Origin of the sequence: Micromonospora carbonacea (genome assembly GCF_014205165.1) — a bacterium.
Lineage (GTDB): Bacteria > Actinomycetota > Actinomycetes > Mycobacteriales > Micromonosporaceae > Micromonospora > Micromonospora carbonacea.
In genome coordinates, this window is sequence record NZ_JACHMZ010000001.1 from 1466452 (window position 1) to 1492465 (window position 26014).

General features: G+C 74.5%; 26 protein-coding genes. 14 read left to right on the forward strand and 12 right to left on the reverse strand.

What is annotated here, in order from left to right; translation table 11 throughout:
* Positions 1-52 precede the first annotated feature (52 nt).
* The gene (locus tag HDA31_RS06660; RefSeq protein ID WP_074474959.1) at positions 53-253 is read left to right on the forward strand and encodes a hypothetical protein; all 201 of its coding nucleotides are present in this window, start codon (positions 53-55) and stop codon (positions 251-253) included.
* The gene (locus HDA31_RS06665) at positions 253-1053 is read left to right on the forward strand and encodes a site-2 protease family protein (protein ID WP_074474801.1); all 801 of its coding nucleotides are present in this window, start codon (positions 253-255) and stop codon (positions 1051-1053) included. The genes HDA31_RS06660 and HDA31_RS06665 overlap by 1 nt, the downstream gene beginning before the upstream one ends.
* A gap of 66 nt (positions 1054-1119) precedes the next feature.
* Here the strand turns inward: HDA31_RS06665 and HDA31_RS06670 are convergent, their stop codons facing one another.
* Positions 1120-2118, reverse strand: coding sequence for an aldo/keto reductase family protein (locus HDA31_RS06670; protein WP_074474802.1), 999 nt, complete (start codon positions 2116-2118; stop codon positions 1120-1122).
* A 61-nt stretch (positions 2119-2179) separates the two neighbouring features.
* A complete protein-coding gene (locus HDA31_RS32885) occupies positions 2180-7348 on the reverse strand; it encodes a WG repeat-containing protein (RefSeq protein WP_281370199.1) in 5169 nt (1722 codons plus the stop codon).
* Between the two features lie 160 nt (positions 7349-7508).
* Between HDA31_RS32885 and HDA31_RS06680 the strand changes: the two genes are divergently transcribed.
* From HDA31_RS06680 to HDA31_RS06690, 3 genes are read left to right on the forward strand one after another with little or no spacing between them, the layout of a single operon-like run.
* The gene (locus HDA31_RS06680; protein WP_178065905.1) at positions 7509-8360 is read left to right on the forward strand and encodes an ABC transporter permease; all 852 of its coding nucleotides are present in this window, start codon (positions 7509-7511) and stop codon (positions 8358-8360) included.
* Positions 8353-9159, forward strand: coding sequence for an ABC transporter permease (locus HDA31_RS06685; RefSeq protein ID WP_178065904.1), 807 nt, complete (start codon positions 8353-8355; stop codon positions 9157-9159). Before HDA31_RS06680 ends, HDA31_RS06685 begins: the two co-directional genes overlap by 8 nt.
* Positions 9156-10157 (forward strand): ABC transporter ATP-binding protein, encoded by a 1002-nt coding sequence (locus HDA31_RS06690; protein ID WP_178065903.1) that lies wholly within the window; start codon positions 9156-9158, stop codon positions 10155-10157. Before HDA31_RS06685 ends, HDA31_RS06690 begins: the two co-directional genes overlap by 4 nt.
* Before the next feature lie 13 nt (positions 10158-10170).
* On the opposite strand, the gene HDA31_RS06695 is transcribed toward HDA31_RS06690, so the two are convergent.
* The 3 genes from HDA31_RS06695 to nadA form a co-directional block, all read right to left on the reverse strand.
* Positions 10171-10767, reverse strand: coding sequence for a DUF3043 domain-containing protein (locus tag HDA31_RS06695; RefSeq protein WP_178065902.1), 597 nt, complete (start codon positions 10765-10767; stop codon positions 10171-10173).
* 88 nt (positions 10768-10855) lie between these two features.
* Positions 10856-12211 carry a UDP-N-acetylglucosamine 1-carboxyvinyltransferase gene (gene murA, locus HDA31_RS06700; RefSeq protein WP_074474807.1) on the reverse strand — a complete coding sequence of 452 codons (1356 nt, stop codon included), beginning with the start codon at positions 12209-12211 and terminating at the stop codon, positions 10856-10858.
* Positions 12212-12423: 212 nt separating this feature from the next.
* On the reverse strand, positions 12424-13623 hold the full coding sequence (gene nadA / locus HDA31_RS06705) for a quinolinate synthase NadA (protein WP_178065901.1): 1200 nt from the start codon (positions 13621-13623) through the stop codon (positions 12424-12426).
* Between the two features lie 72 nt (positions 13624-13695).
* On the opposite strand from nadA, the gene HDA31_RS06710 reads away from it, so the two are divergent.
* The 3 genes from HDA31_RS06710 (at position 13696) to HDA31_RS06720 (ending at position 16629) form a co-directional block, all read left to right on the forward strand.
* Complete coding sequence (locus tag HDA31_RS06710; protein WP_178065900.1) at positions 13696-14856, forward strand: glycerate kinase family protein; 1161 nt, start codon at positions 13696-13698, stop codon at positions 14854-14856.
* Positions 14857-14993: 137 nt separating this feature from the next.
* Entirely contained in the window at positions 14994-15362 is a 369-nt protein-coding gene (gene erpA / locus HDA31_RS06715; protein ID WP_013735179.1) for an iron-sulfur cluster insertion protein ErpA, read from the forward strand.
* 289 nt (positions 15363-15651) lie between these two features.
* Entirely contained in the window at positions 15652-16629 is a 978-nt protein-coding gene (locus tag HDA31_RS06720) for a carbohydrate kinase family protein (protein WP_074474961.1), read from the forward strand.
* A gap of 9 nt (positions 16630-16638) precedes the next feature.
* Here the strand turns inward: HDA31_RS06720 and HDA31_RS06725 are convergent, their stop codons facing one another.
* The gene (locus HDA31_RS06725; RefSeq protein WP_178065899.1) at positions 16639-16983 is read right to left on the reverse strand and encodes a hypothetical protein; all 345 of its coding nucleotides are present in this window, start codon (positions 16981-16983) and stop codon (positions 16639-16641) included.
* 105 nt (positions 16984-17088) lie between these two features.
* On the opposite strand from HDA31_RS06725, the gene HDA31_RS06730 reads away from it, so the two are divergent.
* Both HDA31_RS06730 and HDA31_RS06735 read left to right on the forward strand, forming a co-directional pair.
* Complete coding sequence (locus tag HDA31_RS06730) at positions 17089-17937, forward strand: helix-turn-helix domain-containing protein (RefSeq protein ID WP_178065898.1); 849 nt, start codon at positions 17089-17091, stop codon at positions 17935-17937.
* A gap of 15 nt (positions 17938-17952) precedes the next feature.
* Positions 17953-18174, forward strand: a complete 222-nt coding sequence (locus HDA31_RS06735) for a DUF397 domain-containing protein (protein WP_178065897.1) — start codon at positions 17953-17955, stop codon at positions 18172-18174.
* Positions 18175-18289: 115 nt separating this feature from the next.
* Here the strand turns inward: HDA31_RS06735 and HDA31_RS06740 are convergent, their stop codons facing one another.
* Positions 18290-18535: a sulfurtransferase TusA family protein gene (locus tag HDA31_RS06740; RefSeq protein WP_178065896.1), complete on the reverse strand. Its 246-nt coding sequence runs from the start codon at positions 18533-18535 to the stop codon at positions 18290-18292.
* On the reverse strand, positions 18532-19683 hold the full coding sequence (locus HDA31_RS06745; RefSeq protein WP_178065895.1) for a cysteine desulfurase family protein: 1152 nt from the start codon (positions 19681-19683) through the stop codon (positions 18532-18534). Before HDA31_RS06745 ends, HDA31_RS06740 begins: the two co-directional genes overlap by 4 nt.
* Positions 19684-19852: 169 nt before the next feature.
* Between HDA31_RS06745 and ctaC the strand changes: the two genes are divergently transcribed.
* Positions 19853-20824, forward strand: coding sequence for an aa3-type cytochrome oxidase subunit II (gene ctaC / locus HDA31_RS06750; protein WP_178065894.1), 972 nt, complete (start codon positions 19853-19855; stop codon positions 20822-20824).
* 10 nt (positions 20825-20834) lie between these two features.
* Positions 20835-21263 carry a cytochrome c oxidase subunit 4 gene (locus tag HDA31_RS06755; RefSeq protein WP_074474815.1) on the forward strand — a complete coding sequence of 143 codons (429 nt, stop codon included), beginning with the start codon at positions 20835-20837 and terminating at the stop codon, positions 21261-21263.
* A 143-nt stretch (positions 21264-21406) separates the two neighbouring features.
* On the opposite strand, the gene HDA31_RS06760 is transcribed toward HDA31_RS06755, so the two are convergent.
* From HDA31_RS06760 to HDA31_RS06775, 4 genes are all read right to left on the reverse strand, one after another.
* The gene (locus tag HDA31_RS06760) at positions 21407-21607 is read right to left on the reverse strand and encodes a hypothetical protein (protein WP_178065893.1); all 201 of its coding nucleotides are present in this window, start codon (positions 21605-21607) and stop codon (positions 21407-21409) included.
* 124 nt (positions 21608-21731) lie between these two features.
* Positions 21732-22778, reverse strand: coding sequence for an anthranilate phosphoribosyltransferase (trpD, locus tag HDA31_RS06765; RefSeq protein WP_074474817.1), 1047 nt, complete (start codon positions 22776-22778; stop codon positions 21732-21734).
* A gap of 122 nt (positions 22779-22900) precedes the next feature.
* Complete coding sequence (locus HDA31_RS06770) at positions 22901-23296, reverse strand: hypothetical protein (protein ID WP_043967169.1); 396 nt, start codon at positions 23294-23296, stop codon at positions 22901-22903.
* 104 nt (positions 23297-23400) lie between these two features.
* Entirely contained in the window at positions 23401-24369 is a 969-nt protein-coding gene (locus HDA31_RS06775) for a cytochrome c oxidase assembly protein (RefSeq protein ID WP_376701364.1), read from the reverse strand.
* 108 nt (positions 24370-24477) lie between these two features.
* Here HDA31_RS06775 and ctaE point away from each other — a divergent pair, with 108 nt between their 5' ends.
* Together ctaE and qcrC are read left to right on the forward strand one after the other, a co-directional pair.
* Complete coding sequence (gene ctaE, locus HDA31_RS06780; protein ID WP_043967173.1) at positions 24478-25077, forward strand: aa3-type cytochrome oxidase subunit III; 600 nt, start codon at positions 24478-24480, stop codon at positions 25075-25077.
* A gap of 72 nt (positions 25078-25149) precedes the next feature.
* Positions 25150-25986, forward strand: coding sequence for a cytochrome bc1 complex diheme cytochrome c subunit (gene qcrC, locus HDA31_RS06785; RefSeq protein ID WP_074474819.1), 837 nt, complete (start codon positions 25150-25152; stop codon positions 25984-25986).
* Positions 25987-26014 lie beyond the last annotated feature (28 nt).

Here is a 26014-nt window from a genome sequence, read left to right on the forward strand (position 1 = left end):
CGCTTGCGGGGGTTCGTCCCAGGGGGACTTCAGCGGCGAGGGGAGACGCGGCATGGCGTGGAGCTGGCGGTACGAGGGCGCGGACGGCGCGGCGGCCGAGGGGCCGGCGGAGACGTTCGGGAGCCAGGCGGACGCCGAGTCCTGGATCGGCCAGACCTGGCGGGAGCTCGCGGCATCCGGCGTCACGACGGTCACGCTCGTCGAGGACGACCGGGTGGACTACCGGATGAGCCTCCAGCCCCCGGCCGAGTGATGACACCGGGCCGCCCGGGCGGCGGCGAGCCCCTGGTGCTCGGGGTGCCCCGGGCGGCCTTCCGGCCCAGCCCGGTGTTCCTGGCGTTGGTCGCGCTCTTCGCGGCCAGCGGCGTCATGGCCTGGAACCGGTTCGGCAACGTCCGGTTCGACGTGTTCCTCTTCGTCGTCTCGGGCTGGCTCGTCTCGCTGTGCCTGCACGAATACGCGCACGCGGTGGTCGCCTACCGGGCCGGGGACCGCGACATCGCCCACCGGGGCTACCTGACGCTCAACCCGTTCAAGTACACCCACCCGCTGCTGTCGATCGTGCTGCCCGTGGTGGTGGTGCTGCTCGGCGGCATCGGCCTGCCCGGTGGCGCGGTGTGGGTGGACCGGCACGCCATCCCGGGGCGGCTGCGGCACACCCTGGTCAGCCTCGCCGGCCCGGCCACCAACGTGCTGTTCACCCTGGTGCTGGTGGCGGTGCTGCGGGTCGGCTTCGGCGGCGGCGGGTCGGTGGAGTTCTGGGCGGGCCTGGCGCTGCTGGCGTTCCTCCAGCTCACCGCCAGCGTGCTCAACCTGCTGCCGGTGCCCGGCCTCGACGGCGGCAACATGATCCAGCCGTGGCTGAACCCGCAGTGGCGACGGATGTACGACCTGTTCGCCCCGTTCGGGTTCATCCTGCTGTTCGCGCTGCTGTGGAACCCGCGCCTCGGCGGCTGGTTCTTCGACGCGGTCTTCGCCGTGGCGAACCTGCTCGGCCTGCCCCCGTGGCTCTACGCCGCCGGCCTCGACCTGATCCGCTTCTGGCAGGGCTGACCCGCACCGCACGGCGGTGGCGGGCCCGGTCCGGCCGGCGCGCCGCGCCGGCCGGACCGGGACACCTCACGGCCGCTTCGCGGGGGACTGCGTCTTGCCCGGGTCCCGCTCGACGACCGGGTCGACGACGGCGTCGATCGCCTTGAGCAGGTCGGCGTCGAGCTTCACCCCGGCCGCCTTCACGTTGTCGTGCACCTGCTCGGGACGGGACGCCCCGACGATCGCCGAGGAGACGTTCGGGTTCTGCAACACCCAGGCGATGGCGAGCTGCGGCATGCTCAGCCCGGCCTGCTCGGCCAACGGCTTGAGCTGCTGCACCCGGGTCAGCACCTCGTCGGTGAGCAACCGGGCGATGAAGTTCGCCCCCGACTTCTCGTCGGTGGCCCGGGAACCGGCGGGCGGCGGCTGGCCCGGGAGGTACTTGCCCGACAGCACGCCCTGCGCGATCGGCGACCAGACGATCTGCCCGATGCCCAGCTCCTCGCTGGTCGGCACCACCTCGGCCTCGATGACCCGCCACAGCATCGAATATTGCGGCTGGCTGGACACCAGCGGGATGCGCAGCTCCCGGGCGAGCCGGTGGCCGGCCCGGATCTGGTCCGCCGTCCACTCCGAGACGCCGATGTAGTGGGCCTTGCCGGAGTGCACGACGTCGGCGAACGCCTCCATCGTCTCCTCCAGCGGAGTGCTGTGGTCGTACCGGTGGGCCTGGTAGAGGTCCACGTAGTCGGTCTGCAACCGGCGCAGCGAGCCGTTGATCGACTCCATGATGTGCTTGCGGGACAGGCCCCGGTCGTTGCGACCGGGACCGGTCGGCCAGAAGACCTTCGTGAAGATCTCCAGCCCCTCGCGGCGCTCGCCCTTCAGCGCCCGGCCGAGCACCTCCTCGGCCTTCGTGCCGGCGTACGTGTCGGCGGTGTCGAACGTGGTGATGCCCGTCTCCAGCGCGGCCCGGACGCAGGCGGTCGCCGCGTCCTCCTCGACCTGCGACCCGTGGGTGATCCAGTTGCCGTACGAGATCTCGCTGACCAGCAGGCCCGAACGGCCCAGGTGTCGGAAGTCCATGGTGCGACCCTAGCCCGCCCGCGTCATGGTCACCTGCCCGCAGGGCGCGGGGCGGCTCGGGTCAGACCAGCGGGCTGGCGTCGGCGAGCAGGTGGTCGATCTGCTCGACCACCCGGTCGCGGCTCGGATGCACCGGGTCGATCAGCGGCGCGCCCCGCCGGTCCAGCGCGCCCCAGCGGCCGAGGCCGTCGCCGACCAGGTACGCCACCGGGTGCACCACCAGCGCCGGGTGCGCCGGGGCCACCAGCACCCGGCCCGTGCGGTCCACCACCCCGCGCCGGCCGTTCAACTCCACCACGGCCAGCCCCTCGTCGGTGAAGCCGTCGACGTAGCGGCCGTCGAACAGGGCCGTGGTGAAGCCGTGGTAGCGGGTGGGCACCACCACCGTGCCGGTGCGGTCGACCGCCCCCCAGCCCCCGCCGACGCGGACCGCCGCCACCCCGCCCCGGAACGGCCGCACGTCGTCGAAACCGGGCGGGATCACCACCATGTTGGACGGATCCACCGCCATCCAGTTGCCCGTGCCGTCCATCGACACCCAGGCGAGGCCGTCGGAGAACGAACCGACCGACCGGTAGCCGTTGTTGGCCTGGATCAGCGTGCCGCCCGAGTCGTCGATCAGCGCCCACCGGGTGCCCTCCGGCCGGCGTACCCAGGCCACGCCCTCCCGGAACGGCTGCACCTCGGCGTAGTCGGTGCCGATCACCAGGTTGCCGTCGGCGTCGGCGTAGCCCCACCGGTCCAGGTCCTCGTCGTACGTCGGCACCGGCGGCCGGGGCGTCCGCAGGATCTCCGACCGCCCGCGCGGATAGGGGCCGAAGCCGTCCCGCCCGGCCCGTTCGGCGACCGCGTCCAGCGCGATCCGGGTGCGGGCGAGCAGCTCCGGATCGGCGGACCGTTGCAGGTCGAGGGCCCGCTCGAAGTGCTGGCACGCCTCGATCAGCCGGCCCTGGTCGTAGCAGCAGCGGCCGGCGTGCTCGTGCAGGGCCGCGCGCAGCCGGTCGGGCAGCTCCGTCGAGTTGGCCTCCGCGAAGAGCCGGTCGGCCTCGGCGAACTCGCCCCGCCAGCGCAGCACGTGGGCCAGGCGCGCCCGCGCCAGCGCGGTCCGCCGCAACTCGCCGGTGGCCTCGGCGTACGTCAGCGCCAGCCGGGCGTCGTCGGCCGCGTCCCCCAGGTCGCCGAGCAGGCGCGACGCCACCGCCCGCAGGCTCAGCAGCCGGGCCCGGGACCGGTTGTCCAGGGCGACGTCGAGCTTGGCGGTCAGCCCCTCCCGTACGCTGCGCAGCAGCTCCGGGTCGTCGGCCTCCTCGCGCAGGGTCTCCGGGTGCAGCCGCCACCGCAGGGCCGCGAGCGTCTGCTCCGGGTCGGCCGGAGCGGCCCGCCGCTCCTGGCCGGGCCGTGGCTCCGCCCCGACGACGGACCCGGCCGGCGACACGGGCTGCGCGGGCACACCGGACACCGGCTGTGCAGGTACGCCGGACACCGGCCGGGCAGGTACGCCGGACCCGGGATACGCGGGCGGTGCCGAGACGGGACGCGGCTGCTCCGGCACCGGCTGAGCGCCGGGCGACGCGGCGGACACGGGCGGGGCGGACATCGGCGGCGCGGACACCGGCGGGGTGGACACGGGCCGGGTGGATACCGGCGGCGCGGATACCGGCGGTGTGGACACGGGCGGTGTGGACACCGGCGGCGGTGCGGGCGCGGCGCTCACCGGGCGCGGGTCGACACCCCGGTCGGCCGGGCCCGGAGCCTGCGGCGTCGTCGGGCGCGCGTCGGCGGCGGCCGGACCGCCGGTGGGCTGCGGCTCGGGCGTCGCCGGGACCGGGTCGGCCGGAGCCGGAACCCGGGTCGACGAGGCCGGCACCGCAGCCGGGGTCGGTGCCGGGGCGGGGGGCGAGACCTGCGCCGGGACCGGAGTGGGGACCGGGTCCGCAGCGGCGGCGGGAGCGGCCGGCTCGGGGACCGGCGACACCGATCTGCTCGGGCGGAACCACGCGTCGGACTGCTCCGGCGGGGGCGACGTCGCCGCGCCTGCCGGCCCTGGGGACGGCCGTTCGTCCACCGCCCGAGGCCGGTCGGCCCCGCCGGGGGTGGCGTCGTCCGGTGCCCCGGCCGCCCGTGCCCGGCCGGCCGGCACGTCGACGATCGAGGCGATCACGCTCTCGTCCCGGCCGGTGGTGTCGTCCCGACCGGTGGTCCCCTCCGGCGCGGGGTCCCCGGCCGGATCGGCGGGAACGGTCGGCGGGCGGGCGGCATCCGGGACCGCGGCGACGACCGGTTCGCCGGCCACGTCCGGGCCGGTCGTGACGCCGGGCTCGGCGGACCCGGCAGCGGCCTCGGGCCCGGTGACCTCGGGCTCTGCGGCGGCCCGGGCCTCGACGGCGGGCCCGGGCTGCACGGTGCGCTCGGGCCCCGCGGTGCCTTCGGGCTCTGCGGTGCGCTCGGGCTCTGCGGTGACCCGGGAGGGGGCGGTGGCCTCGGATCCGGCGCTGGCTCCGGGCTGGGGCTTGGGCTCGGTGGCATCTTCGGGCTCGGTGGCGCGCCCGGGCCTGCTGGCCCCTTCGGGCCCGCTGGTGGCGTCGGGTGCGGAGGCGGCTCCGCGCGTGGCGGAGTCCCCGGGCCTCGTGGAGTCCTCGGGCCTGGTGACGTCTGCGGGCTCGGCGGTGGCGTCGGGTTCGACCACGGGTGCGGGCTCGGCGGCTGCCCTGGGCCTGGCTGCGGCTCCGGGCGTGGCGGAGCCCCCGGGGCCGGGCGGGACGGGCGCGTCCACCGGCACGGCAGCCGGCGGCTCGTCCGGCCCCCGGGCGGCCTGCGGCCCGGGGGCGGCGGCCGGCGGTTCGGGCGTCGGATCCGTCGACTCCGGAGCGACGGACGGCACCGGCGGCACGGGCTGCTCCGGTCGCGGGCGGCTCGATGGCTCGGCAGACCGCGGAGCGGCGACCGGGGCGGTCGCGGCCGGGGCGTCCGGGCGTACCGTGTCGCCCCCGGCGGCCGGTGGACCGCCGGGCACGGTCCGGGGCTCGGCCGGCGCGGGGGCGGGCAGGAACTCCAGCCGCAGCCGGGCGGCGGGCGGCGCGGGGACGGGCTCGGCGGGTGGCGCGGGGACCGGCCGTGCCGGGGGGACGGGCTCGGCGGGTGGCACGGGGACCGGTGCCGACGGCGCGGGTGGCGTCGGCACGATGCGCGTCGGCACGGGCGGCGCGGAGACCGGTGCCGCCGACGCGGCCGGCGTGAGCTCGGTCGGCGGCGTGGAGACCGGCCTGGCCACCGGCGGCTCCTGGGCCGGCCTGGTCACCGGCGGCACCGAGATCGGCCTGCCCGGCGGTCCGCTGGCGGGGGCGTCGCTCACGGGTGTGCCGGTGGCGGGCGATCCGCTGACGGGCGTGAGAGGCGTGCCAGGCCGTGCGGCCGGCGGCGCGTCGGCGGCCGGCTCGACCGGGCGACGCGGCTCGACCGGCGGGCGGATCGGCTCGACCGGTGCGCGGTGCGGGTGCGGCTCGACCGGGAACCGCGCCGGTCCGGCCGCCGGACGCCAGGGCTCCACCGGCGGGCGCAGCGACTCCGTCGGCGGGCGCAGCGGTTCGGCCGGGGGGCGGGGTGGCTCCACCGGTGCGCGGTGTGGTTCGGCCGGCGGGCGGTGCGGCTCGACGGGCCGGTGCGGCGGGGGGCCGAACCGGGGGCCGGGGGCGCTGTCCTGCCTCGGTGGCGAGCCGGCGCGATCGACCGGCGGGCGGGGCCCGTACCGGTCGGTGACCGGCCGTTCGTCGCCGCGGCCGTCGGCGGCCGGCCACTCGCCTCGGCGCGGGTCGCCCTGGTGCGGGTTCGCGGGGGCGGGGTTCCGGCCCAGGTCCGGACGGAGCTGGCCGGGCTGCGGCCAGGGCAGGGCACCGTCGCGCGGCGGGGCCGGCCGGACACCGGGCTCGCGGCGCTCCTCCGCGTGCGCGGCGGCGTCCCGCCCGTCCCGGTAGGGGTGGGCGTCCCGGTACTGCGCCGGTCCGCCCCGGTCGCCAGGGTGGCGCGGTGCGTCGGCGGTGGGGCGTGCGGGCAGGTCGGCGGGGTGACGCGGCCCGTCGGCGGGCCGGCCCTGCTGGCGGTCCAGCCGGTCCGCGCCCTGACCGCTGCCGGCCGCCGGGGGGCCCGGCCACCCGTCCGGGCCCGGTCCGACACGGCCGTCGCGGTCCAGCGTGGACCGGCGGCGTTCGGGCCAGCCGGCGGCGGCCGGCCCCGGCCGGTCGCCGTAGGGCCGGTTCGGGTGCTCGTCCGGCTCGGGCAACCATCCGGCATCGCTGCGGGCTGCGGGGGAGACCGGGGTCGCCTCGGCGGGCCCCGGCCGGCGGCCGGGGTCGGCGGGCCGTGGCTGGTCGTAGCGTGGCTGGTCGTACCGGCCGACGGCCGCGTCGCGGTCCGGCGTCCGGCCGGGGGAGCGCCGGTCGTGCCGGCCGGGCTGGTCGTGGGCGGGATGCCGCGGCGGGTACGCCTCGGCCGGCCCACGCTCCTCCCAGCCGCGCCGCGCCGGTCCCCACTCGTCCGGCGCGGGGGGCCGGCGGTACGGGGCGTGCTCGTCGGCGGCGCGGCGACGGTGCGGGGCCTGCTCGTCGGTTGCGGCGTGCCGGCGGTGCGGTGCGGCGTCGTCGGGTGCGTGCCGGCGGTGCGGTGTGGCGTCGCCCGGCGCGGGACGCCGGTACGGGGCGTGGTCGTCGGCGGCGGGGCGCGGGCGGTAGGGGTCGTGTTCCTCGGGCGCGGGTCGGCGGTAGCGGTCGCGCTCGTCCGGGGCGGCGCGTCGCCCGTCGTCCGCCGGCCGGCGGTACGGGTCGTGCTCGGTGCCGGGCCGGCGGTAGCCGTCCGGCTCGGTGACCGGACGACGGAAGGCGTCCCGCTCGGTCGGCCGTGGGTGTGCGTCTCGTTCCACCGGCCGGCGGAACGGGTCCTGCTCGGTGCCGGGACGCCGGTACGGGTCGTGGTCCGTGGTCGGGCGGCGGTACCGCTCGTGCTCGTCGGATCCGGGCCGGCGGTACGGGTCGTGCCCGTCCGGGGCGGGGCTGACCGGCTGCACCTCGGCCCGGCCGACGGCGGCGGCGCGGCCCCGGGGCGGGGGCGGCTGGTGCCGCAGGCCGATGTCGCCCGGGTAGCGCTGCCCCGGGAACTGCGGCTGCCACTCGGTGGTCGGCTCGAACACCCAGGACGGCTCGGCCGGATCGCGCCAGCGGTCGATGAAGTCGCCGCTCATCCGCAGGTCCCGTCGCCGCCCGCGTGGCGAGCCCCGGTGCCCGGCTCGCGTCGCTCGCTCACGGCGATGTCACCTCGTTGGAAATTGTCGAGCTGGGCACCCCACCTGCCGGTAAAGTCGCCCGGTCCGGCGCGGGTGGCTGCGGAAGGAGGGTAACGGCGTGGGCTCTGTCACCGCCACTGTGGCACCGCCCACCGAGTCAAACGTTATCCTATGGTTTCGGACATTCGGTGCGATAGTGCGATCCGGATTCCGCCGGTACGCCACGTACCGCCAGGCCGCGCTTGCCGGTGCCGTCACCAACATCGTCTTCGGTTTCCTGCGCTGCTACGTCCTGCTCGGCGCGGCGGGCGCGGCGGGCACCGTGGCCGGGTACGACCGGGCGCAGTTCGCCACCTTCGTCTGGGCGGGGCAGGGCATGCTGGCGGTGATCCTGCTGTGGGGCCGGCCCGAGCTCGCCGAGCGGATCCGCACCGGCGACGTGGCCAGCGACCTGCTGCGCCCGGTCCACCCGGTGACCAGCTACCTCGCCACCGACCTGGGCCGGGCGGGCTGGGCGTGCGTGTCCCGGCTGCTGCCGCCGGTCCTGGTCGGCCCGCTCTTCTTCGACGTGCACCTGCCGGCCCGCTGGTCGACCGTGCCGCTGTTCGTGGTCTCCGCGACGGTCGCGGTGGTGCTCTGCTTCGGCTGCCGGTTCCTGGTCAACGCCACCGCGTACTGGCTCCAGGACGTCCGCGGCCCGCAGATCCTGTGGACCCTCGGCTCGGGGGTGCTCGCCGGGCTCTACTTCCCGCTGCCGTTCCTGCCCGACGGGCTGTTTCTGGCGTTGCAGCTGGCCACCCCGTTCCCGAGCCTCCTACAGACCCCGCTCGACGTGCTGGTCGAGCGGGATCCGACGGGCGTGCAGGTCGCGCTGGTCGGGGTGCAGGTCGGCTGGGCGGCGGCGATCCTCGCCCTGTGCCGGCTGGTGCAGCGCCGCGCCGAGCGCCGCCTGGTGGTGCAGGGTGGCTGACCACCGGCTGCGGGCGTACGGGGCGCTGCTCGGTGCGCAGGCCCGGTCGCAGGCCGCCTACCGGGCGTCGTTCGCGGTGGACCTGGTCGGCAACGTCGGGGCCACCGTCTTCGACGTGGTGACCGTCCTGGTGATCTTCGGGGTGACCCGGGAGCTGGGCGGGTTCACGCTGCGCGAGACGCTGGTCATGGTGGGCCTGTCGGCGTGCGCGTTCGCCACCGCCGACCTGCTCGTCGGCAACGTCGAGCGGCTGCCCGCGTACGTGCGCACCGGGCTGTTCGACGCGGTGCTGCTGCGCCCGCTCGGCGCGCTGCCCCAGCTGCTGCTGATGGACCTGCCGCTGCGCAAGGTGTCCCGGGCGGTGTTCGGCCTGGCCGTGCTGCTGGTGGCCCTCGCCCGCGCCGGCATCGAGTGGTCCCCGGGCCGGGTGGCGCTGGCGGTGGCCGCCCCGCTGGCCGGGGTGGTCTTCTTCGGGTCGCTCTTCGTGGCCACCGCCACCGTGTCGTTCTACTGGACCGACTCGGGGGAGCTGGCCAACTCGGTCACCTACGGCGGCAAGGAGTTCACGACGTACCCCGTCACGATCTTCGACGGCTGGTTCCGCGCGGCCTTCGCGTACGGGATGGGGTTCGCCTTCGTCAGTTACCAGCCGGCGCTGGCGCTGCTCGGCCGGGCCGACCCGCTCGGCCTGCCGGCCTGGGTCGGCTGGGTCTCGCCGGCCGTCGCGCTGGTCGCCGCCGCCCTCGCCGCCGCCGCCTGGCGCGTCGGGGTCCGCCACTACCGGAGTACGGGATCATGAACGTCATCGACGTGCGCGACCTGCGCAAGGAGTTCACGGTCCGGGTCAAGGCCGGCCGGCTGCGCCGCGAGAAGCGCACCGTCGCGGCGGTGGCCGGGGTCGACCTGCGCGTGGAGCGCGGCGAGCTGCTCGGCTACATCGGCCCGAACGGCGCGGGCAAGTCCACCACCCTGAAGATGCTGACCGGCGTGCTCACCCCCACCTCCGGGCACGTACGCGTGTGCGGGCTGCGCCCGGTGCCCGAGCGCACCCGGCTGGCGCTGCGCGTCGGGGTGGTCTTCGGCCAGCGGTCCCAGCTCTGGTGGGACCTGCCGCTGCGGGAGTCGTTCGACCTGCTGCGGCACGTCTACCGGGTGCCGGCCGCCGCGCACGCCGCCCGGCTGCGCCGCTGCCGCGACCTGCTCGACCTGGACGCCTTCGCCGACATCCCGGTGCGGCAGCTCTCCCTCGGCCAGCGGATGCGCGGCGAGCTGACCGCCGCCCTGCTGCACGGCCCGGAGGTGCTCTTCCTCGACGAGCCGACCATCGGGCTGGACGTGGTGAGCCGGCAGGCCGTGCGGGGCTTCCTGGCCGAGCTCGGCCGCTCCGGCGACACCACCCTCGTGCTCACCACCCACGACCTGGCCGACATCGAGCGGCTGTGCCCGCGCCTCGTGGTGATCGACCACGGCCGGGTGGTGCACGACGGCTCGATCGCCGCCCTGCACGACCGCTACGGCTCCCGCCGGTTGGTCGTCGCCGACCTGGACACCGCCCTGCCGCAGCCGCCGGAGCTGCCGGGCGCCCCGCTGCTGCGGGTGGAGGCCGACGGGCACCGGCTGGTCTTCGCGTTGGAGTCGGCGGGCGTCGCCGACGTGGTGGCCGCCCTGGCCGGGCGGGCCGCCCTGCGGGACGTGTCGATCGTCGAGCCGGACATCGAGGACGTCGTCGCCCGCCTGTACGCGGGTAAGGAGGGGCCCCTTGTTAACGCTTCCGGTATAGCAGGGGCCCCTTCTTAACGAGGGGGACGCGTCAGACCGGATCGCCGATGTTGACGCGGGGCTCCGGGGCGCGCATCCGGCGGAAGGTGATCGACCGCATGATCGCGTACAGGTAGAGGGAGCCGAGGCGCTGGTCGGACTTGGGGAAGCGCTCCCGCACCAGCTTCTTGATCTTGCGGCTGATCAGGACCGAGTCGATCACCACGCCGAGGGCGAGCGCGCCCCACAGGATGTTGGACAGCAGCCGGACGATCGGCGGCATCGCCTGGTTGGAGCCGAGCAGCACGATCAGCGCCCCGCCGAAGAACCAGGTGCCCACCGTGCGCCGGGAGTCGACCACGTTGCGGGCCAGCAGCCGCTCCGGGCCCCGGTCGCGGGGGCCGCCCTCGCGGCGGAACTCGGAGGCGGACTCGGCGCGCAACTGCCGCCGCCGCTCCCGGGCCTCCTCCTTGCTCAGCGGCTTGGTCGGGCCGGCGGGCCGACGCCCGGCCACCGGCCGCTTCGGCGTCTCGCGGCCCTTGGCCGGGGTGTAGCCCCGGCGGGCGCGCGCGGTCTCCTCGTCGGTCGTCACCGGGGTGACGGAATCCTCGACGAGGTCGGTTGACTTGCGGCGAAACAGCGACGGCACGCGGAAAGGGTAGCCAAACGCCCGCGCCCGGTGCACATCGCGGTGCACCGGGCGCGGGCGGACGTGAGCAGGATTACTGCGGGTGAGGCTACGGGCGCTCGGTGTGGGCGCCCAGGTCGGCCAGCTTCGCCTCGAAGTCCTCGTAGCCGCGGTTGATCAGGTCGACGCCGTACACCCGGGAGGTGCCCTCGGCGGCGAGCGCGGCGATCAGGTGGCTGAACCCGGCGCGCAGGTCCGGGATGACCAGGTCGGCGGCGTGCAGCTTGCTCGGGCCGGCGATCACGGCGGAGTGCTTGAAGTTGCGCCGGCCGAACCGGCACGGGGTGCCGCCGAGGCAGTCGCGGTAGACCTGGATGTTCGCGCCCATCGTGTTGAGCGCCTCGGTGTAGCCGAGCCGCTGCTCGTAGACCGTCTCGTGGACGATCGACAGGCCCCGGGCCTGGGTCAGCGCCACGACGAGGGGCTGCTGCCAGTCGGTCATGAAGCCCGGGTGCACGTCGGTCTCCAGCGCCACGGCGTTGAGCTCGCCGCCCGGGTGCCAGAACCGGATGCCGCCCTCCTGGCCCGGGTCGCCCAGCTTCGGCGGCCGGGCGTCGGTCACCTCGTACTCGCCGCCGACGGAGCGGAAGATGTTGAGGAACGTCATCATGTCGGCCTGCTGCGCGCCGAGGACCTCGACGTGGCCGCGGGTGGCCAGCGCCGCCGCCGCCCAGCTCGCCGCCTCGATCCGGTCCGGGATCGGCCGGTGGGTGTAGCCGTGCAGCTTCGGCACGCCCTGGATCTCGATCACCCGGTCGGTGTGCACCTTGATGATCGCGCCCATCTTCTGCAGGATGCAGATCAGGTCGATGATCTCCGGCTCGACGGCGGCGTTGCGCAGCTCGGTGACGCCCTCGGCCATCACGGCGGTGAGCAGCACCTGCTCGGTCGCGCCCACGCTCGGGTACGGCAGCGCGAACTTGGTGCCGTGCAGCCCGTTGGGGGCCGACAGGTGCAGGCCCTCCGGGGTCTTGTCGACCGTGGCGCCGAACTCGCGCAGCGCCTGGAGGTGGAAGTCGATCGGGCGCGGCCCGATGTGGCAGCCACCCAGGTCGGGGATGAACGCGTGGCCGAGCCGGTGCAGCAGCGGCCCGCAGAACAGGATCGGGATGCGACTGGAGCCGGCGTGCACGTTGATCTGGTCGGTGCTGGCGCTCTCGACGTTGGCCGGGTCGAAGACCAGCTCACCGTCCTCGGCGCCGTCGGTGACCTTGACGCCGTGCAGGCCGAGCAGCCCCCGCACGACCTCGACGTCGCGGATCCGCGGCACGTCGAACAGCCGGCTGGGGCTGTCGCCCAGCAGGGCGGCGACCATCGCCTTGGAAACCAGGTTCTTCGCGCCGCGCACGCGGATCCGCCCTTCGAGCGGAGTGCCTCCGTGTACGACCAGGACGTCGTCGGTCAACGCAACCTCCAGCGCGTCGGTGCTGCCGTAGTTGATGGTGATGCGGGCGATATGGGGGTTACCCGTGATGCGGCCGGATGAAAACGGGCGCGTGTGTCGTCGCCCCGGCAGCATAGCCCTCGGTGACGAAAATGGAGACGGTCACCGTGCGCCGGAGGGCACGAATCGGCGCTTCCGGCACCATAAGGTGCCGGATCGGTCACGCAGGGTGGTCAGGTGGTCGCCGGGGGCGGGGTGTCCGCGCCGGGGAGGGCGAGCATCCGGTCCAGCGCCACCCGGGCGTGGTGCGCGGTGTCGGCGTCCACGGTGATCTGGTTGACCACCCGGCCCGCCACCAGCTCCTCCAGGGCCCACACCAGGTGCGGCAGGTCGATCCGGTTCATCGTGGAGCAGTAGCAGACCGCCTTGTCCAGGAACATGATCTGCTTGTCCGGGTGGGCCAGCGCCAGCCGGCGCACCAGGTTCAGCTCGGTGCCGACCGCCCACGCCGAGCCGGCCGGGGCCGCCTCGATGGCCCGGATGATGTATTCCGTCGAGCCCACGTGGTCGGCGGCGGTGACCACCTCGTGCCGGCACTCCGGGTGCACCAGCACGTTGACCCCCGGCACCCGCGCCCGCACGTCCTCGACGCTGTCGAGGGTGAACCGGCCGTGCACCGAGCAGTGCCCGCGCCACAGGATCATCTTCGCGTCGCGCAGCTGCTCCGGGGTCAGCCCGCCGCCCGGCTTGTGCGGGTCGTACAGCACGCAGTCGTCCAGCGACAGCCCCAGCTCCAGCACTGCGGTGTTGCGGCCGAGGTGCTGGTCGGGCAGGAACAGCACCTTCGACCCCTGCTCGAACGCCCAGTCCAGCGCCCGCTTCGCGTTCGACGAGGTGCACACCACGCCGCCGTTGCGGCCGACGAAGCCCTTGATGTCCGCCGACGAGTTCATGTAGGTCACCGGGACCGTCTGCGCCGCGACGCCCAGCTCGGTCAGCGTGTCCCAGGCGGACTCCACCTGGGTCAGCACGGCCATGTCCGCCATCGAGCAGCCGGCGGCCAGGTCGGGCAGGACCACCCGCTGCCGCTCGGAGGTGAGGATGTCGGCGCTCTCGGCCATGAAGTGCACGCCGCAGAAGACGATGTATTCCGCGTCCGGCCGGGCCGCCGCCTCGCGGGCCAGCTTGAACGAGTCGCCGGTCACGTCGGCGAACTGGATCACCTCGTCGCGCTGGTAGTGGTGGCCCAGCACGAAGACCTTGTCACCCAGCTTCGCCTTGGCCGCCGCGGCCCGCGCCACCAGGTCGGGGTCGCTGGGCGCCGGCAGGTCGCCCGGACACTCCACGCCACGCTCGGTGGCGGGGTCGCTGCCGCGGCCGAGCAGCAGCAGGGCCGTCGCGGTGTTGGAGGGTTCCACCCAGGTCGAAGTCACGCCACTCATGGTTCCACAGCCGGGCGACAAGGCAGCCCGTGGCGGTGTGTGCTGCCACACTGCCCAGCGCCGATGTGGCCTGCCACACTGCTCGGCATGCGCGTGCTGCTCTGCCCCGACAAGTTCGCCGGAACGCTGCCCGCCCAGGAGGTCGCCGCCGCCGTGGCCGAGGGCTGGCGGGAGGTGGCCGACGGCGACGACCTGCTCATCCGTCCCCTCGCCGACGGCGGGCCCGGGTTCGTGGCCGTGCTCGCGGAGGCCCTCGGCGGGCGTCGGGTGCCGGTGCCGACCGTCGACCCGCTCGGTCGCCCCACCGACGGTGAGATCCTGGTCACCGACGACGGCACGGCCTACCTGGAGAGCGCCCAGGCGTGCGGGCTGCACCTGCTCGCCGCCGCCGAGCGCGACCCGAAGGCCACCACCTCGTACGGGCTGGGTGCGCTGGTCGCCGCCGCCGTGGAGCACGGGGCCCGCACGGTGGTGGTCGGGCTGGGCGGGTCCGGCACCAACGACGGCGGGGCCGGGTTGCTGACCGCGCTGGGTGTCACCCCGCTCGACGGGGCCGGCCGGGCCCTGCCGTACGGCGGGGCGGCGCTGGCGGCGGTCGCCGGGCTCGACGGCGCGCCCCGGCTGCGCGGGGCCACCCTCGTCGCCGCCACCGACGTCGACAACCCCCTGCTCGGGCTGCACGGGGCCAGCAACGTCTACGGCCCGCAGAAGGGCGCGACCCGCGAGGACGTGCTGCTGCTCGACGCCGCGCTGGAGCGCTTCGCGGGCGTACTCGAAAAGGACCTGCCGGGGTGCCCGCCCGGCCTCGGCGCGCTGCCCGGCGGGGGAGCGGCCGGGGGCCTCGGCGCGGCGATCCTCGCCCTCGGCGGCCGGTGCGCCTCCGGCATCGGCCTGGTCACCGAGGCCATCGGCCTGCCCGCCGCGCTCGACGCCGCCGACCTGGTGATCACCGGGGAGGGCTCCTTCGACCACCAGTCGCTGCGCGGCAAGGTCGTGGCCGGGGTGGCCGGGGCCGCCCGGGACCGGGGCGTGCCCTGCGTGGTGCTGGCGGGGCAGGTGAGCACCGGGCGGCGCGAGGCCGCCTCGGCGGGCGTCACCGACGCGTACAGCCTGGTGGAGCACTTCGGCGGCGAGGAGCGGGGCGGGCTCGACGCGGCGCTGAGCCGCCCGGCGGAGGGGCTGCGCCAACTCGGCGCGCGGCTGGCCCGCCAGTGGAGCCGCTGAGCGGCCCACGTCACGTCGACCGGGTGGTCCCGGCGGGGGCGGCGTACCATCGGATCTGCGAACACATCGGGAATCACTGGGCGACGGACGACGTTGGCCAGTGCGTCCAGACCCAGACCGCGCAGGGAGATTTCCACGTGACCACGCCAGCGCAGACCGAGTCGACCGAGGCCAAGGCCCCTACTTCCGTCGTCCTCACCGACGTCGCGGCGCAGAAGGTCAAGGCCCTGATCGAGCAGGAGGGCCGCGACGACCTGCGGCTCCGGGTGGCGGTGCAGCCGGGCGGCTGCTCCGGCCTGCGGTACCAGCTCTTCTTCGACGAGCGTTCGCTCGACGGTGACGTCGTCACCGACTACGACGGCGTCGAGGTCGTCGTCGACCGGATGAGCGCCCCCTACCTGGCCGGCGCCACGATCGACTTCGCCGACCGGATCGACGCCCAGGGCTTCACGATCGACAACCCCAACGCGGGCAACTCCTGCGCCTGCGGCGACTCGTTCAGCTGAGTCCCGCCTGACCTCAGCCGGTCGGCCTGGCCGCCTCCGGCTGGGTCCCGCTCGTCCGGCAACGGCGGGGCCACCCCGGGACGGGGTGGCCCCGCCGTCCGTTTTTTCCGCGCGGCCCTACCGTCCGTGTCCCCCGGCCACGGGCGTGACCGGCGCGGATCCGTCCCGGCTCCGCGCAGGGTGACGGTGAGGTGAGCGGAAGGTGACCGCGGCCCGTCCGACCCCCGACCACGACACCGGGCGGACCGGTAGGCTGACCCGCGCCGTGCTCCCGACCGCGAGGGTTGACATGAAGATCGCCGTGACCGGCTCGATCGCGACCGACCACCTGATGAGCTTCCCCGGCCGGTTCGCCGACCAGCTCATCGCCGACCAGCTCGACAAGGTCTCGCTGTCCTTCCTGGTGGACGACCTGGTGCTGCGTCGCGGCGGGGTGGCCGCCAACATCGCCTTCGGCATGGGCCAGCTCGGCCTGCGCCCGATCCTGCTCGGCGCGGTCGGCGCGGACTTCGCCGACTACCGCTCGTGGCTGGAGCGCCACGGCGTCGACTGCGAGTCCGTGCACGTCAGCGAGGTGGCGCACACGGCCCGCTTCGTCTGCACCACCGACACGGACATGTGCCAGATCGCCTCCTTCTACGCGGGGGCGATGAGCGAGGCGCGCAACATCGAGCTGGCCCCGGTCGCGCAGCGGCTCGGCGGGCTCGACCTCGTCCTGGTGGGCGCCAACGACCCCGACGCGATGCTGCGGCACTCCGCCGAGTGCCGCGACCGGGGGTACGCCTTCGTCGCCGACCCGTCGCAGCAGCTCGCCCGCATGGACGGCTCCGACGTGGTGGGGCTCATCGACGGCGCCGACTACCTCATGACCAACGAGTACGAGAAGTCGCTGCTCCAGAGCAAGGCGGGCCTGAGCGACGCGCAGCTGCTGGACCGGGTGAAGATCCGGGTGACCACGCTGGGCAGCAACGGGGTGGAGATCGCGGGCCGGGACTTCGACACCATCCACGTGCCGATCGCGCGCGAGGCCCAGGCGGTCGACCCGACGGGTGTCGGCGACGGCTTCCGGGCCGGCTTCTTCGCCGCCCTCTCCTGGGGGCTGGGCCTGGAGCGCGCCGCCCAGGTCGGCTCCCTGCTGGCCACGCTGGTGCTGGAGACGGTCGGCACCCAGGAATACGAGGTGCGCCCCGACGTGTTCGTCAAGCGCCTGGCGGAGTCCTACGGCGACCAGGCCGCCGACGACATCCGCCCCCACCTCCTTCCGTAGCGGGGTGGCTCACGGGACCGTGGCGGGTGGCCGGGCGTCGATCCAGATCAGGCGCAGCCGACGGCCGGTGCGGGCGAACAGCCGCAGCGCGCTCTCGGCACTCGTGAAGTGCCCGGTCGTGCTCTGATCGTCGCAGCGCAGCAGGGCACCCTCGGCGAACGCCATGCCCCAGGCGACGACCTCGCCGTCGACCCGGTCGCCGTGCTCCTCGCAGATCGCGAACCGGTGGGGCGCGAACTCTCTCACCAGCTCGACCAGCATCCGGTGGAACTCCTCGGGCGTGCCGAGCGGTGCGATGGGCGTGCCGAGCGGTGCGATGGGCGTGCCGGGCGGTTCGATCGTCGGATCAGGCATGGCCACCTCCAAAAGTCGGTTGCTATACGTATAGCGTGGATCCTTGCTCGATGGAAGTAGCGACGGCATGATGTTCTCGTCGGTACGCGAGCATGGAGGCGATGCATGGGCACGCGAACGGATCCGTCGGCGCTGCGTTGGTTGATCGGGGCCGAGCTCAACCGGTACCGGCGCGAGGCACCGATGACGCTGACCGAGCTGGCGGCCAGCACCGGGATCGGCAAGCCGAAGCTCGGCCACATGGAGACCGGCCGCTACCAGCAGTTTCCCGAGGACATCGCGACCGTGCTGCGGGCCTGCGGCGCGGACGGGGCGGCCATCGAACGGCTCACCTCGCTCGCCAACCGCTCCGACGCGAAGACCTGGTGGGTGCCCTGGGCCGCCGTGATGCCGGACTGGTTCAAGACGTACGTCGGCCTGGAGGGGCTGGCCGACGGCGCGTTCGTGTTCGAGTCCATGGTCATCCCCGGCCTGCTCCAGACCGAGGAGTACGCCCAGGCGCTGACCCTGGGCACCGGCTTCGTCCGACCCGACCACGCCGAGCGGTTCGTGTCCTTCCGGCAGGCCCGCGCCCGGCGGCTCACCGACGACGAGCCGCTCACCCTGCACGCGGTGATCGGCGAGGCGGCGCTGCGGCTGCGGGTCAACGGCGACGCCACCCGGCGGGCGCAGCTCGCGCACCTGGCTGCCATGTCCGAGCTGCCGAACGTGACCGTGCAGGTGCTCCGCCCCGAGGACGGACCGCACGCGGCGACGCCGCTGGGCAAGTTCGTCCTGCTGGACTTCGCCAACGTGCGGCCGATCGCCTACACGGAGGTGCTGGACGGGGCGATGTACGTGCAGGACCCGGACGGCGTGCGGACCTATAGCATGGTGGCCGACAACCTGCGCCAGGTCGCCCTCTCACCCGCCGAGTCGCGCGCGTTGATCAGGGAGCTGGCCGGCGCGTCATAGCCCTGGAGGCCCGCCATGCCCACCACCCCCGACCTCGTCGCCGCCCGCTGGTTCACCAGCAGCCGCAGCGCCAACAACGGCGACTGCGTGGAGTGCGCCGTGCTGCCCGGCGTGATGGCGGTGCGGGACAGCAAGGACCCGTCCGGCCCGACGCTCGTCTTCCCGTCCCACCAGTGGACGGCGTTCGTCACGGCAACCACGGCCGGCACCCTCACCCGGCTGCGCCCGGTCTCGTGATCGTCTGCGGCTGACCGGCGCGACACGCCGAGGCGGGTGCCGGTCAGCCGCAGACGGTCAGACGCTGCGCTTCGCACCCGCCGGCGTCGCCGCGAGGCGGCTCAACCGACGCGGCTCAACCGACGCGGCGCACGTCGTAGCCCGGCCCCTCGGCGTGGGCGGCGACGAACTCCTGGCCGCGCATCCGGCACCACGCCGGGATGTCCACGGCCGCCGCCGGGTCGTCGGCGAGCACCCGCAGCACCGCGCCGACCGGCAGCTCCGGCAGCCGCCGGGCCAGCCTGATCACCGGCAGCGGGCACCGCTGCCCCCGGCAGTCCAGCACCTCCGCCGGCCCGGCCCCCCGGTGCGGCCCGCTCACAGCCCCACCACCCCCGCCTCGGCGCGCAGCCCCGCGACGATCCCCGGCAGCTCGGCGAGGAACCGCTCCACGTCGGCGACCGTCGTCTCCCGGTGCAGCGAGACCCGCACGTTGCCGTGCGACAGCACCCCCATCGCCTCCAGCACGTGCGACGGGCGCAGCGTCGACGACGTGCACGACGAGCCGGAGGAGACCGCGAAGCCGCGCCGGTCCAGCGCGTGCAGCAGCGCCTCCCCGTCGACGTACAGGCAGGAGAACGTGACCAGGTGCGGCAGCCGGTCCACCGGGTCGCCGACCACCTCGACGTCGGGCACCTCCGCCGCCACCCGGGCCCGGATCCGGTCCACCAGCGGCGACAGCCGGGCCGCCTCGGCCGCCGCGTCGGCCGCCGCCGCGCGCAGGCTCGCCGCCGCCGCCACGACCGCCGGCAGGTTCACCACCCCGGGGGTACGCCCCGACTCCCGCTCGTCCGCCGGCCACGGCGACTCCCAGCGGGTGCCCTTGCGCACCACCAGCAGCCCGACGCCCGGCGGCCCGCCCCACTTGTGCGCGCTGGCGGTCAGCACCGACCAGCCCGCCGGCACCGGTGCCCGGCCCACGAGCTGCGCCGCGTCGACGTACAGCGGCACCCCGGCGGCGGCGCACGCGGCGGCGGCCGGAGCGACCGGCTGCACCGTGCCGACCTCGTGGCTGGCCCCGATCAGCGCCGCGAGGGCCACCCCCGGCGCGCGGACCGCGGCGGCGAACGCGTCCAGGTCGAGCCGGCCGAGCCGGTCCACCGGCACCGACACGGCGCTGCCGCCGCCGGCCACGTGCCGCTGCGCGGCGTGCAGCACGGCCGAGTGCTCGATCGCCGAGTGCACCAGCGTCGCGCCCACCCGTCGCCGCCCGACCAGGCCACCGAGCACCGCCGAGTGCGCCGCCGCCGTACCGCTGGGGGTGAAGGACAGCTCGTCGGCGCGCACGCCGAGCGTCGCCGCGGCGGCCTCCCGGGCGGCGTCGAGGAGCTGGCGGGCCCGGCGGGCCTGGCCGTAGAGCCGGGCCGGGTCCGCCCAGCCGTCGTCGAGGGCGGCCAGCAGCGCCTGCCGGGCGACCGGGTGCGGCGGGGCGGCGGTGGCCGCGTCCAGGTAGACCGGGGATGCGCTCACGGCCCGACGCTATCGCGCCGGCACGCCGACGATCCCCCCGAAGGGGGCGTACGGCCACCCCAACACGGCTCTGCCCGTCATGGTCGAGTAATCTGCGACCGTCGGTGACGCCTTTGCCGCTGGTACGGGGACAACCAACCGCCACGGCGCGCTAGGGAGGCAGGACCAGGTGGTCGCAAGGAGTTCGGAGGTACGGCCCCCGGCCGTACGGCACAGCGCTTCTCCGGGAGCCGGTGGACGCCGCCGGCGTGGCGCTGGTCGGCTCGCCGGGCTCGGCCTCGGCGGCGCGGCGCTGCTGGTCTCGCTCACGGGCTGCGACGTCGGCAAGACGTTCGGCGGCTTCGGCTGGCCGCAGGGCGGGATCACGCCCGAGGCGAACCGCATGTACGACCTGTGGATCGCGTCCTGCATCGCGGCGCTCGCGGTCGGCGTGTTCGTCTGGGGCCTGATCTTCTGGTGCGTCGTGCGCTACCGCAAGCGGGGCAACGAGCTGCCGGTGCAGACCCGCTACAACCTGCCGATGGAGTTCCTCTACACGATCGCCCCGATCCTGATCGTGTCGGTCCTCTTCTACTACACGGCGGTCGTGCAGACCGACGTGGTGCGCACGACGAAGAACCCGGACGTCACCGTCGAGATCGTCGCCTTCAAGTGGAACTGGCAGTTCAACTACCGCGACGGCCAGGGCAAGGACGCCAACACCGTGGCGTCGGTGCTCGGCACCAGCGAGGTCATCCCGATCCTGGTCCTGCCGACCGGCCGGTCCATCCGGTTCGAGGAGACCAGCAAGGACGTCGTGCACTCCTTCTGGGTGCCGGAGATGCTGTTCAAGCGGGACGTCATGCCCGGCAACATCCGCAACGTCTTCGAGGTCTCCAGCCTCGACGCCGAGGGCGCCTACGTGGGCCGCTGCGCCGAGCTCTGCGGCAGCTACCACGCCTTCATGAACTTCGAGCTGCGCGTCGTCTCCCCGCAGCAGTACGACCAGTTCCTTGCCGCCAAGCGCGACGGCAAGTCGACGCAGGAGGCGCTCACCGCCATCGGCGAGGACCCGTACGCCAGCACGACCAAGCCGTTCGACACGCGGCGCAACACGGCCAACTTCAACCCCGACGACGTCGCGGCCGGCACGGGAAGCTGAGGGAGCGGGCATGAAGACCGAGTGGCGTATCTTCCTGATCATCGCCGGGTTCCTCTTCGGCGCGACGATCCTCTACGGCGCCTGGACGTACGGCGACTCCGGCGGCCAGGTCGAGTGGGTCGGCACCGTGGCGCTGCTGCTGTCGTTCCTGCTCTGCTCGATGTGCGGCGGCTTCTTCTGGTTCGTCTCCCGCCGCATCGACCTGCGCCCGGAGGACCGGCCGGACGGCGAGATCGCCGACGGCGCGGGCGAGATCGGCTTCTTCAGCCCGGGCAGCTACTGGCCGTTCGGGCTGGCGCTGGCCGCCGCGCTCGCCGGCCTGGGCCTGGTCTTCTGGCAGTTCTGGCTGCTGGGCCTGGGTCTGGTGGCGGTCGTCTTCGCCGCCTGCGGCCTGCTCTTCGAGTACTACAGCGGCACCCGGCGCACCGCCGAGCACTGAGCACCCGCCGGCTTACGGAAGAAGCCCGCGTCCCCGGTGAGGGGGCGCGGGCTTCTCGCTGATCGGCTCCATGTCGGCGACATGGCGGTATCAGCGGGGCCCGGTTACCGCCATGTCGCCGACATGCCGCCAGTCGGGCCGGGTCAGGCCGCGCGGCGGGAGGCGTGGGCGGTGCCGGTGGCGAGCCGGGTCGCCGGGAACGTGAACGTGGCGATCAGCAGCGCCGCGCCGCAGCCGGTGCAGACCAGCTCCGGGCAGTCGACGCCGTGGCCGTCGGCGCACGGCGGAACCTCGAACGGCCGCACGCCCTCGCAGGTGTCGCAGTGGAGCTCGCGGTCGGACACGGCGTCTCCTCTCCTGGCCGGGGCATGAGAATCACTCGGCTGTAGTTTCCCACGGGAGTCCGACAATTCCCGCCAGGGGGGACCGGACGGCGCTCGCGTCGGCGGAGCGGGCCGAGGCGGCGGCTCAGGCGGAGCGGGCCACCTCGACCCAGCGGTCCAGCACCGCCGCGGCGGCCCCGGAGTCGATCGACGCGGCGGCGCGGGCCATCCCGGCGCGCAGCGCCTCGGTCAGGTCGCCGCCCAGCGGCCCCTGGGTGGCCAGCGCGGCGGCGGCGTTGACCAGCACCGCGTCGCGGACCGGGCCCGCCTCGCCGGCCAGCAGCCGACGGGCCACCCCGGCGTTGTACGCCGCGTCACCGCCCCGCAGGTCGGCGAGGGTCACCCGGGGCACCCCGAGGTCCGCCGAGTCCAGCAGCGCCTCCCGCACGGTGCCGCCCTGGGCTGCCCAGACCCGGGTCGGCGCGGCGGTGGTGAACTCGTCGAGGCCGTCCTCGCCGCGCAGCACCAGCACCGAGTCGCCTCGGGCGGCGAAGACGGCGGCCATCACCGGGGCCATCCGCGGGTCGAAGCAGCCGACCGCGCCGGCCCGGGGCCGGGCCGGGTTGGTCAGCGGGCCGAGGAAGTTGAAGAACGTCGGGACGCCCAGCTCGCGCCGGACGGGGCCGGCGTGCCGCATGCCCGGGTGGAACCGGCCGGCGAAGCAGAAGCCGATGCCGGCCTCGGTCACGCAGCGGGCCACCCCCTCCGGGGTCAGGTCCAGCGGCACGCCCAGGAACTCCAGCAGGTCGGCGGTGCCGCAGGACGACGAGGCGGCGCGGTTGCCGTGCTTGACCACGCGGACGCCCGCGCCGGCCACCACGAGGGCGGCCATGGTGGAGATGTTCACGGTGTGGGCGAGGTCACCGCCGGTGCCGACCACGTCGAGCGCCGACGACCGCAGCTCCTCCGGCAGCTCGACCGGGACCGCCTCGCCGAGCATCGCCTCGACCAGCCCGGCGACCTCGGCCGGCGTCTCGCCCTTGGCCCGCAGCGCGACGGCGAAGCCGGCGATCTGGGCCGGCGCCGCCGAGCCGGACATGATCTCGCCCATCGCCCAGGCGGTGTCCGCGGTGGTGAGTTCCTCCCCGCGCAGCAGCGCGCCGAGCAGGTGCGGCCAGTTCCGTTCGCCCATGGCGGGCCTCCCGAGCGGGCGTGGGGGTGCGGAGGGACGGGTGCCGCCCGGGGCGCGGGGCGGCACGACCGGGCCGGCGACGCCGGTGGCGTGCGGGCCGGGGCGACCCAGGTGGCGGCGACTCAGGCGGGGGCGTGGCTGCGCAGCAGCTCGGCCACGGTGGCGCCGGTGGTCACCGGGTCGAGCGGGTGCACGAGGGTGGCGTCGACCTCGGCGTACGCGGCCAGCCAGCGGTCGGCGGCGCGGGCGATCACCAGGCAGGTCGGGGGAGCGTCGTCCCGGTCGTCCTTGATCTGCCGGGCGATGCCGAGGCCGCCGCCGGGGCTCGCCTCGCCGTCGAGCAGCATCAGGTCGATCTCGTACTCGTCGACCAGCCGCACGCACCCGGCGTAGTCGGAGGCGTCGACGAACTCGACGCGCAGCCCGGGGGCCGGGCGGGTGCCGACGGCCAGCCGCATCCGGTCACGGACCTGCGGGTCGTCGCTGTAGAGCAGGACGGTGCAAAGACGATCGCTCATCGCTGGCTGACTCCCACCTCGTAGCTGCCGAGCATCGTACCCGCCACCGGCGGGCAGCCGATGTCCTGCCCGGGCGGGCCGGTGGTCGTACCGGAATCCGCTGGTCAGGCCGGGGACTTCGCGGCCTGGTCGGCGCGCTCGCGGGCCTCCTGGCGGTCCAGCTCGCGGTCGAGCCGGCGGGCCTCCCGCTCCGACTGGCGCACCCACTGCACCACCAGGACCGCGAGCATCGTCACGCTGACGAACTCGCCGCCGGCCCACAGGATGCCCCCGGCGACCACCTGGTCGGCGGCGGGGTCGGACCAGGTGAGGCCGAGCGACGGGTACCAGTCGCCGCCGAACAGCGTGGTGCTCTGCATGATCGTGAGCCCGAGCACGGTGTGGAACGGCACCGACAGCACCATCAGCAGCGCCCGCGCCGGGTACGGCCAGCGCCCCGGCAGCGGGTCGAGCCCGAGCAGCGGCCAGAAGAACACGCAGCCGGTCATGATGAAGTGCGCGTGCACCAGCTCGTGCGCCCAGGCGTGTTCGAGGGTGTAGCGGTAGAGGTCGCTGAAGTAGAGCGCGAACGGGTTCACGACGAAGATGGCGAACGCCACCAGCGGGAACGTGTAGACCCGGGCGACGCGGCTGTGCACGATCGCCAGCAGCCGCTTGCGCGGCCCGACCGGCAGGGTGCGCAGCGCCAGGGTGACCGGCGCGCCGAGGGCCAGGAAGATGGGGGAGACCATCGACAGCACCATGTGCTGCACCATGTGCACCGACAGCAGCGCGGTGTCGTACGCGTGCAGGCCGCTGACGGTGACCGCCGCGATGCCGCCGAGGCCGGGGCCGAGGAAGAAGACGGTGCGGGAGACCGGCCAGCGGTCCCCGCGCAGCCGCAGCCGGTAGACCCCGTAGAGGTAGAGCCCGGCGGCGAGCACCAGCCCGAGGGCCAGCCAGCTGTCCAGCCGGGTCTCGGTGAACACGCGGGCCACGGTGAACGGCGGCGGCAGCGGGTCCCCGCCGGCCGCGAGCGCCCCGGGCGCGGCGACCGCCGAGGTGGCGGCGAGGATCTGAGCGACGTGCTGCACGCGTTTCAGGCTAGGCCAGGCGAACCGGACCGCCACGATCGGGCCACCGACGCCACGGGTTTGGCCCCCCGCTGATCGCCGGCCGTGGTCAGGGGCAATAATGACCGCGTGACTGCGGCCCCAGCCATTGACAAGAGCCGGATCCACTCCCTGACGCGGCCCAACATGGTCAGCGTCGGGACGATCGTGTGGCTCTCCAGCGAACTCATGTTCTTCGCGGCGCTGTTCGCGATGTACTTCTCCATCCGCGCGGCGGCGCCGGAGCAGTGGGCGAAGCACACCGAGCACCTCAACATCCCGTACGCGACCACCTTCACGGTGATCCTGGTGCTGTCCTCGGTGACCTGCCAGCTCGGGGTGTTCGCCGCCGAGAAGGGTGACGTCCACGCCCTGCGGCGCTGGTTCACGATCACCTTCGTGATGGGTCTGATCTTCGTGCTCGGTCAGCTGAACGAGTACGTGACCCTGGTCCACGAGGGCGTGAAGATCAACGCGGACGGGTACGGGTCGATGTTCTACCTGACCACCGGCTTCCACGGCCTGCACGTGACCGGCGGCCTGGTCGCCTTCATCATCTTCATGGTCCGCACGACCATGGGCCGGTTCACCCCGGCGCAGGCCACGTCGGCGATCGTCGTGTCGTACTACTGGCACTTCGTCGACGTCGTGTGGATCGGCCTCTACGCCATGATCTACTGGCTTCAGTGATCTTGGCGCGTCACGAACCGCGCCGCTGCCCCGTCCTCTGAGACAAGGTCCCACCGGTTAAGGACACAGGTCATGACTTCTGACAACGACCGCCGACGCGGTCTGCTCGCGCGGTTGCGCGGCGAGCGGTCCGCAGCGCGCAGCAGGGGCCGCCGCCGGCTGGGCGCCGCGGTCCGCCTGATCGCCGCGCTCACGCTGGCCGGCGGCGCCTACACCGTCTTCGCCCCCGGCGTGCAGGCGCAGGAAAACCCGCCGCTCACCGGCGCCGCCGCCGAGGGCAAGGCGCTGTTCGACGTGAGCTGCGTGACCTGCCACGGCCGTAACGCGCAGGGTGTCGAGGGTCGTGGCCCGAGCCTGATCGGGGTCGGCTCGGCCTCCGTCGAGTTCCAGGTGAGCTCCGGCCGGATGCCGATGGCCCGGCAGGAGGCGCAGGCCATGCGCAAGCCGCCGGTCTTCACCGACGAGCAGGTCCGCCAGCTCGGCCAGTACGTCCAGGAGCTCGGCGGGGGTCCGCAGGTCCCCGAGGGCGACCTGCGCGAGGGCGCCAACCTGGCCACCGGCGGCGAGCTGTTCCGGATCAACTGCTCGCAGTGCCACGCCTTCGGCGGCGGCGGCGGCGCGCTCTCCTCCGGCAAGTACGCGCCGAGCCTGCGCCCGGCCAGCGACCGCCAGATCTACGCCGCGATGCTCAGCGGCCCGCAGAACATGCCGGTGTTCGGGGACAACCAGATCACCCCGGAGCAGAAGGCGGACATCATCGCCTACATCCAGGACACCCTGAAGCACGACCAGGACCAGGGTGGCTTCAACCTCGGCCGGTACGGGCCGTCCACCGAGGGGCTGGCGATCTTCCTGATCGGCATCGTCGCGCTCGTCTTCGCCAGCCTGTGGATCGCGGGCAAGTCGTGACCGAGCGGATCATTCGATTCAGCGCTGC

Coding starts and splice junctions, on each gene's coding strand:
- HDA31_RS06770 (WP_043967169.1), bottom strand. CDS start 23,296: ATGAGCGATCGTCTTTGCACCGTCCTGCTCTACAGCGACGACCCGCAG.
- HDA31_RS06690 (WP_178065903.1), top strand. CDS start 9,156: ATGAACGTCATCGACGTGCGCGACCTGCGCAAGGAGTTCACGGTCCGG.
- HDA31_RS06665 (WP_074474801.1), top strand. CDS start 253: ATGACACCGGGCCGCCCGGGCGGCGGCGAGCCCCTGGTGCTCGGGGTG.
- HDA31_RS06720 (WP_074474961.1), top strand. CDS start 15,652: ATGAAGATCGCCGTGACCGGCTCGATCGCGACCGACCACCTGATGAGC.
- qcrC (WP_074474819.1), top strand. CDS start 25,150: ATGACTTCTGACAACGACCGCCGACGCGGTCTGCTCGCGCGGTTGCGC.
- HDA31_RS06730 (WP_178065898.1), top strand. CDS start 17,089: ATGGGCACGCGAACGGATCCGTCGGCGCTGCGTTGGTTGATCGGGGCC.
- HDA31_RS06755 (WP_074474815.1), top strand. CDS start 20,835: ATGAAGACCGAGTGGCGTATCTTCCTGATCATCGCCGGGTTCCTCTTC.
- HDA31_RS06660 (WP_074474959.1), top strand. CDS start 53: ATGGCGTGGAGCTGGCGGTACGAGGGCGCGGACGGCGCGGCGGCCGAG.
- HDA31_RS06735 (WP_178065897.1), top strand. CDS start 17,953: ATGCCCACCACCCCCGACCTCGTCGCCGCCCGCTGGTTCACCAGCAGC.
- HDA31_RS06710 (WP_178065900.1), top strand. CDS start 13,696: ATGTGGCCTGCCACACTGCTCGGCATGCGCGTGCTGCTCTGCCCCGAC.
- HDA31_RS32885 (WP_281370199.1), bottom strand. CDS start 7,348: ATGAGCGGCGACTTCATCGACCGCTGGCGCGATCCGGCCGAGCCGTCC.
- HDA31_RS06725 (WP_178065899.1), bottom strand. CDS start 16,983: ATGCCTGATCCGACGATCGAACCGCCCGGCACGCCCATCGCACCGCTC.
- HDA31_RS06670 (WP_074474802.1), bottom strand. CDS start 2,118: ATGGACTTCCGACACCTGGGCCGTTCGGGCCTGCTGGTCAGCGAGATC.
- trpD (WP_074474817.1), bottom strand. CDS start 22,778: ATGGGCGAACGGAACTGGCCGCACCTGCTCGGCGCGCTGCTGCGCGGG.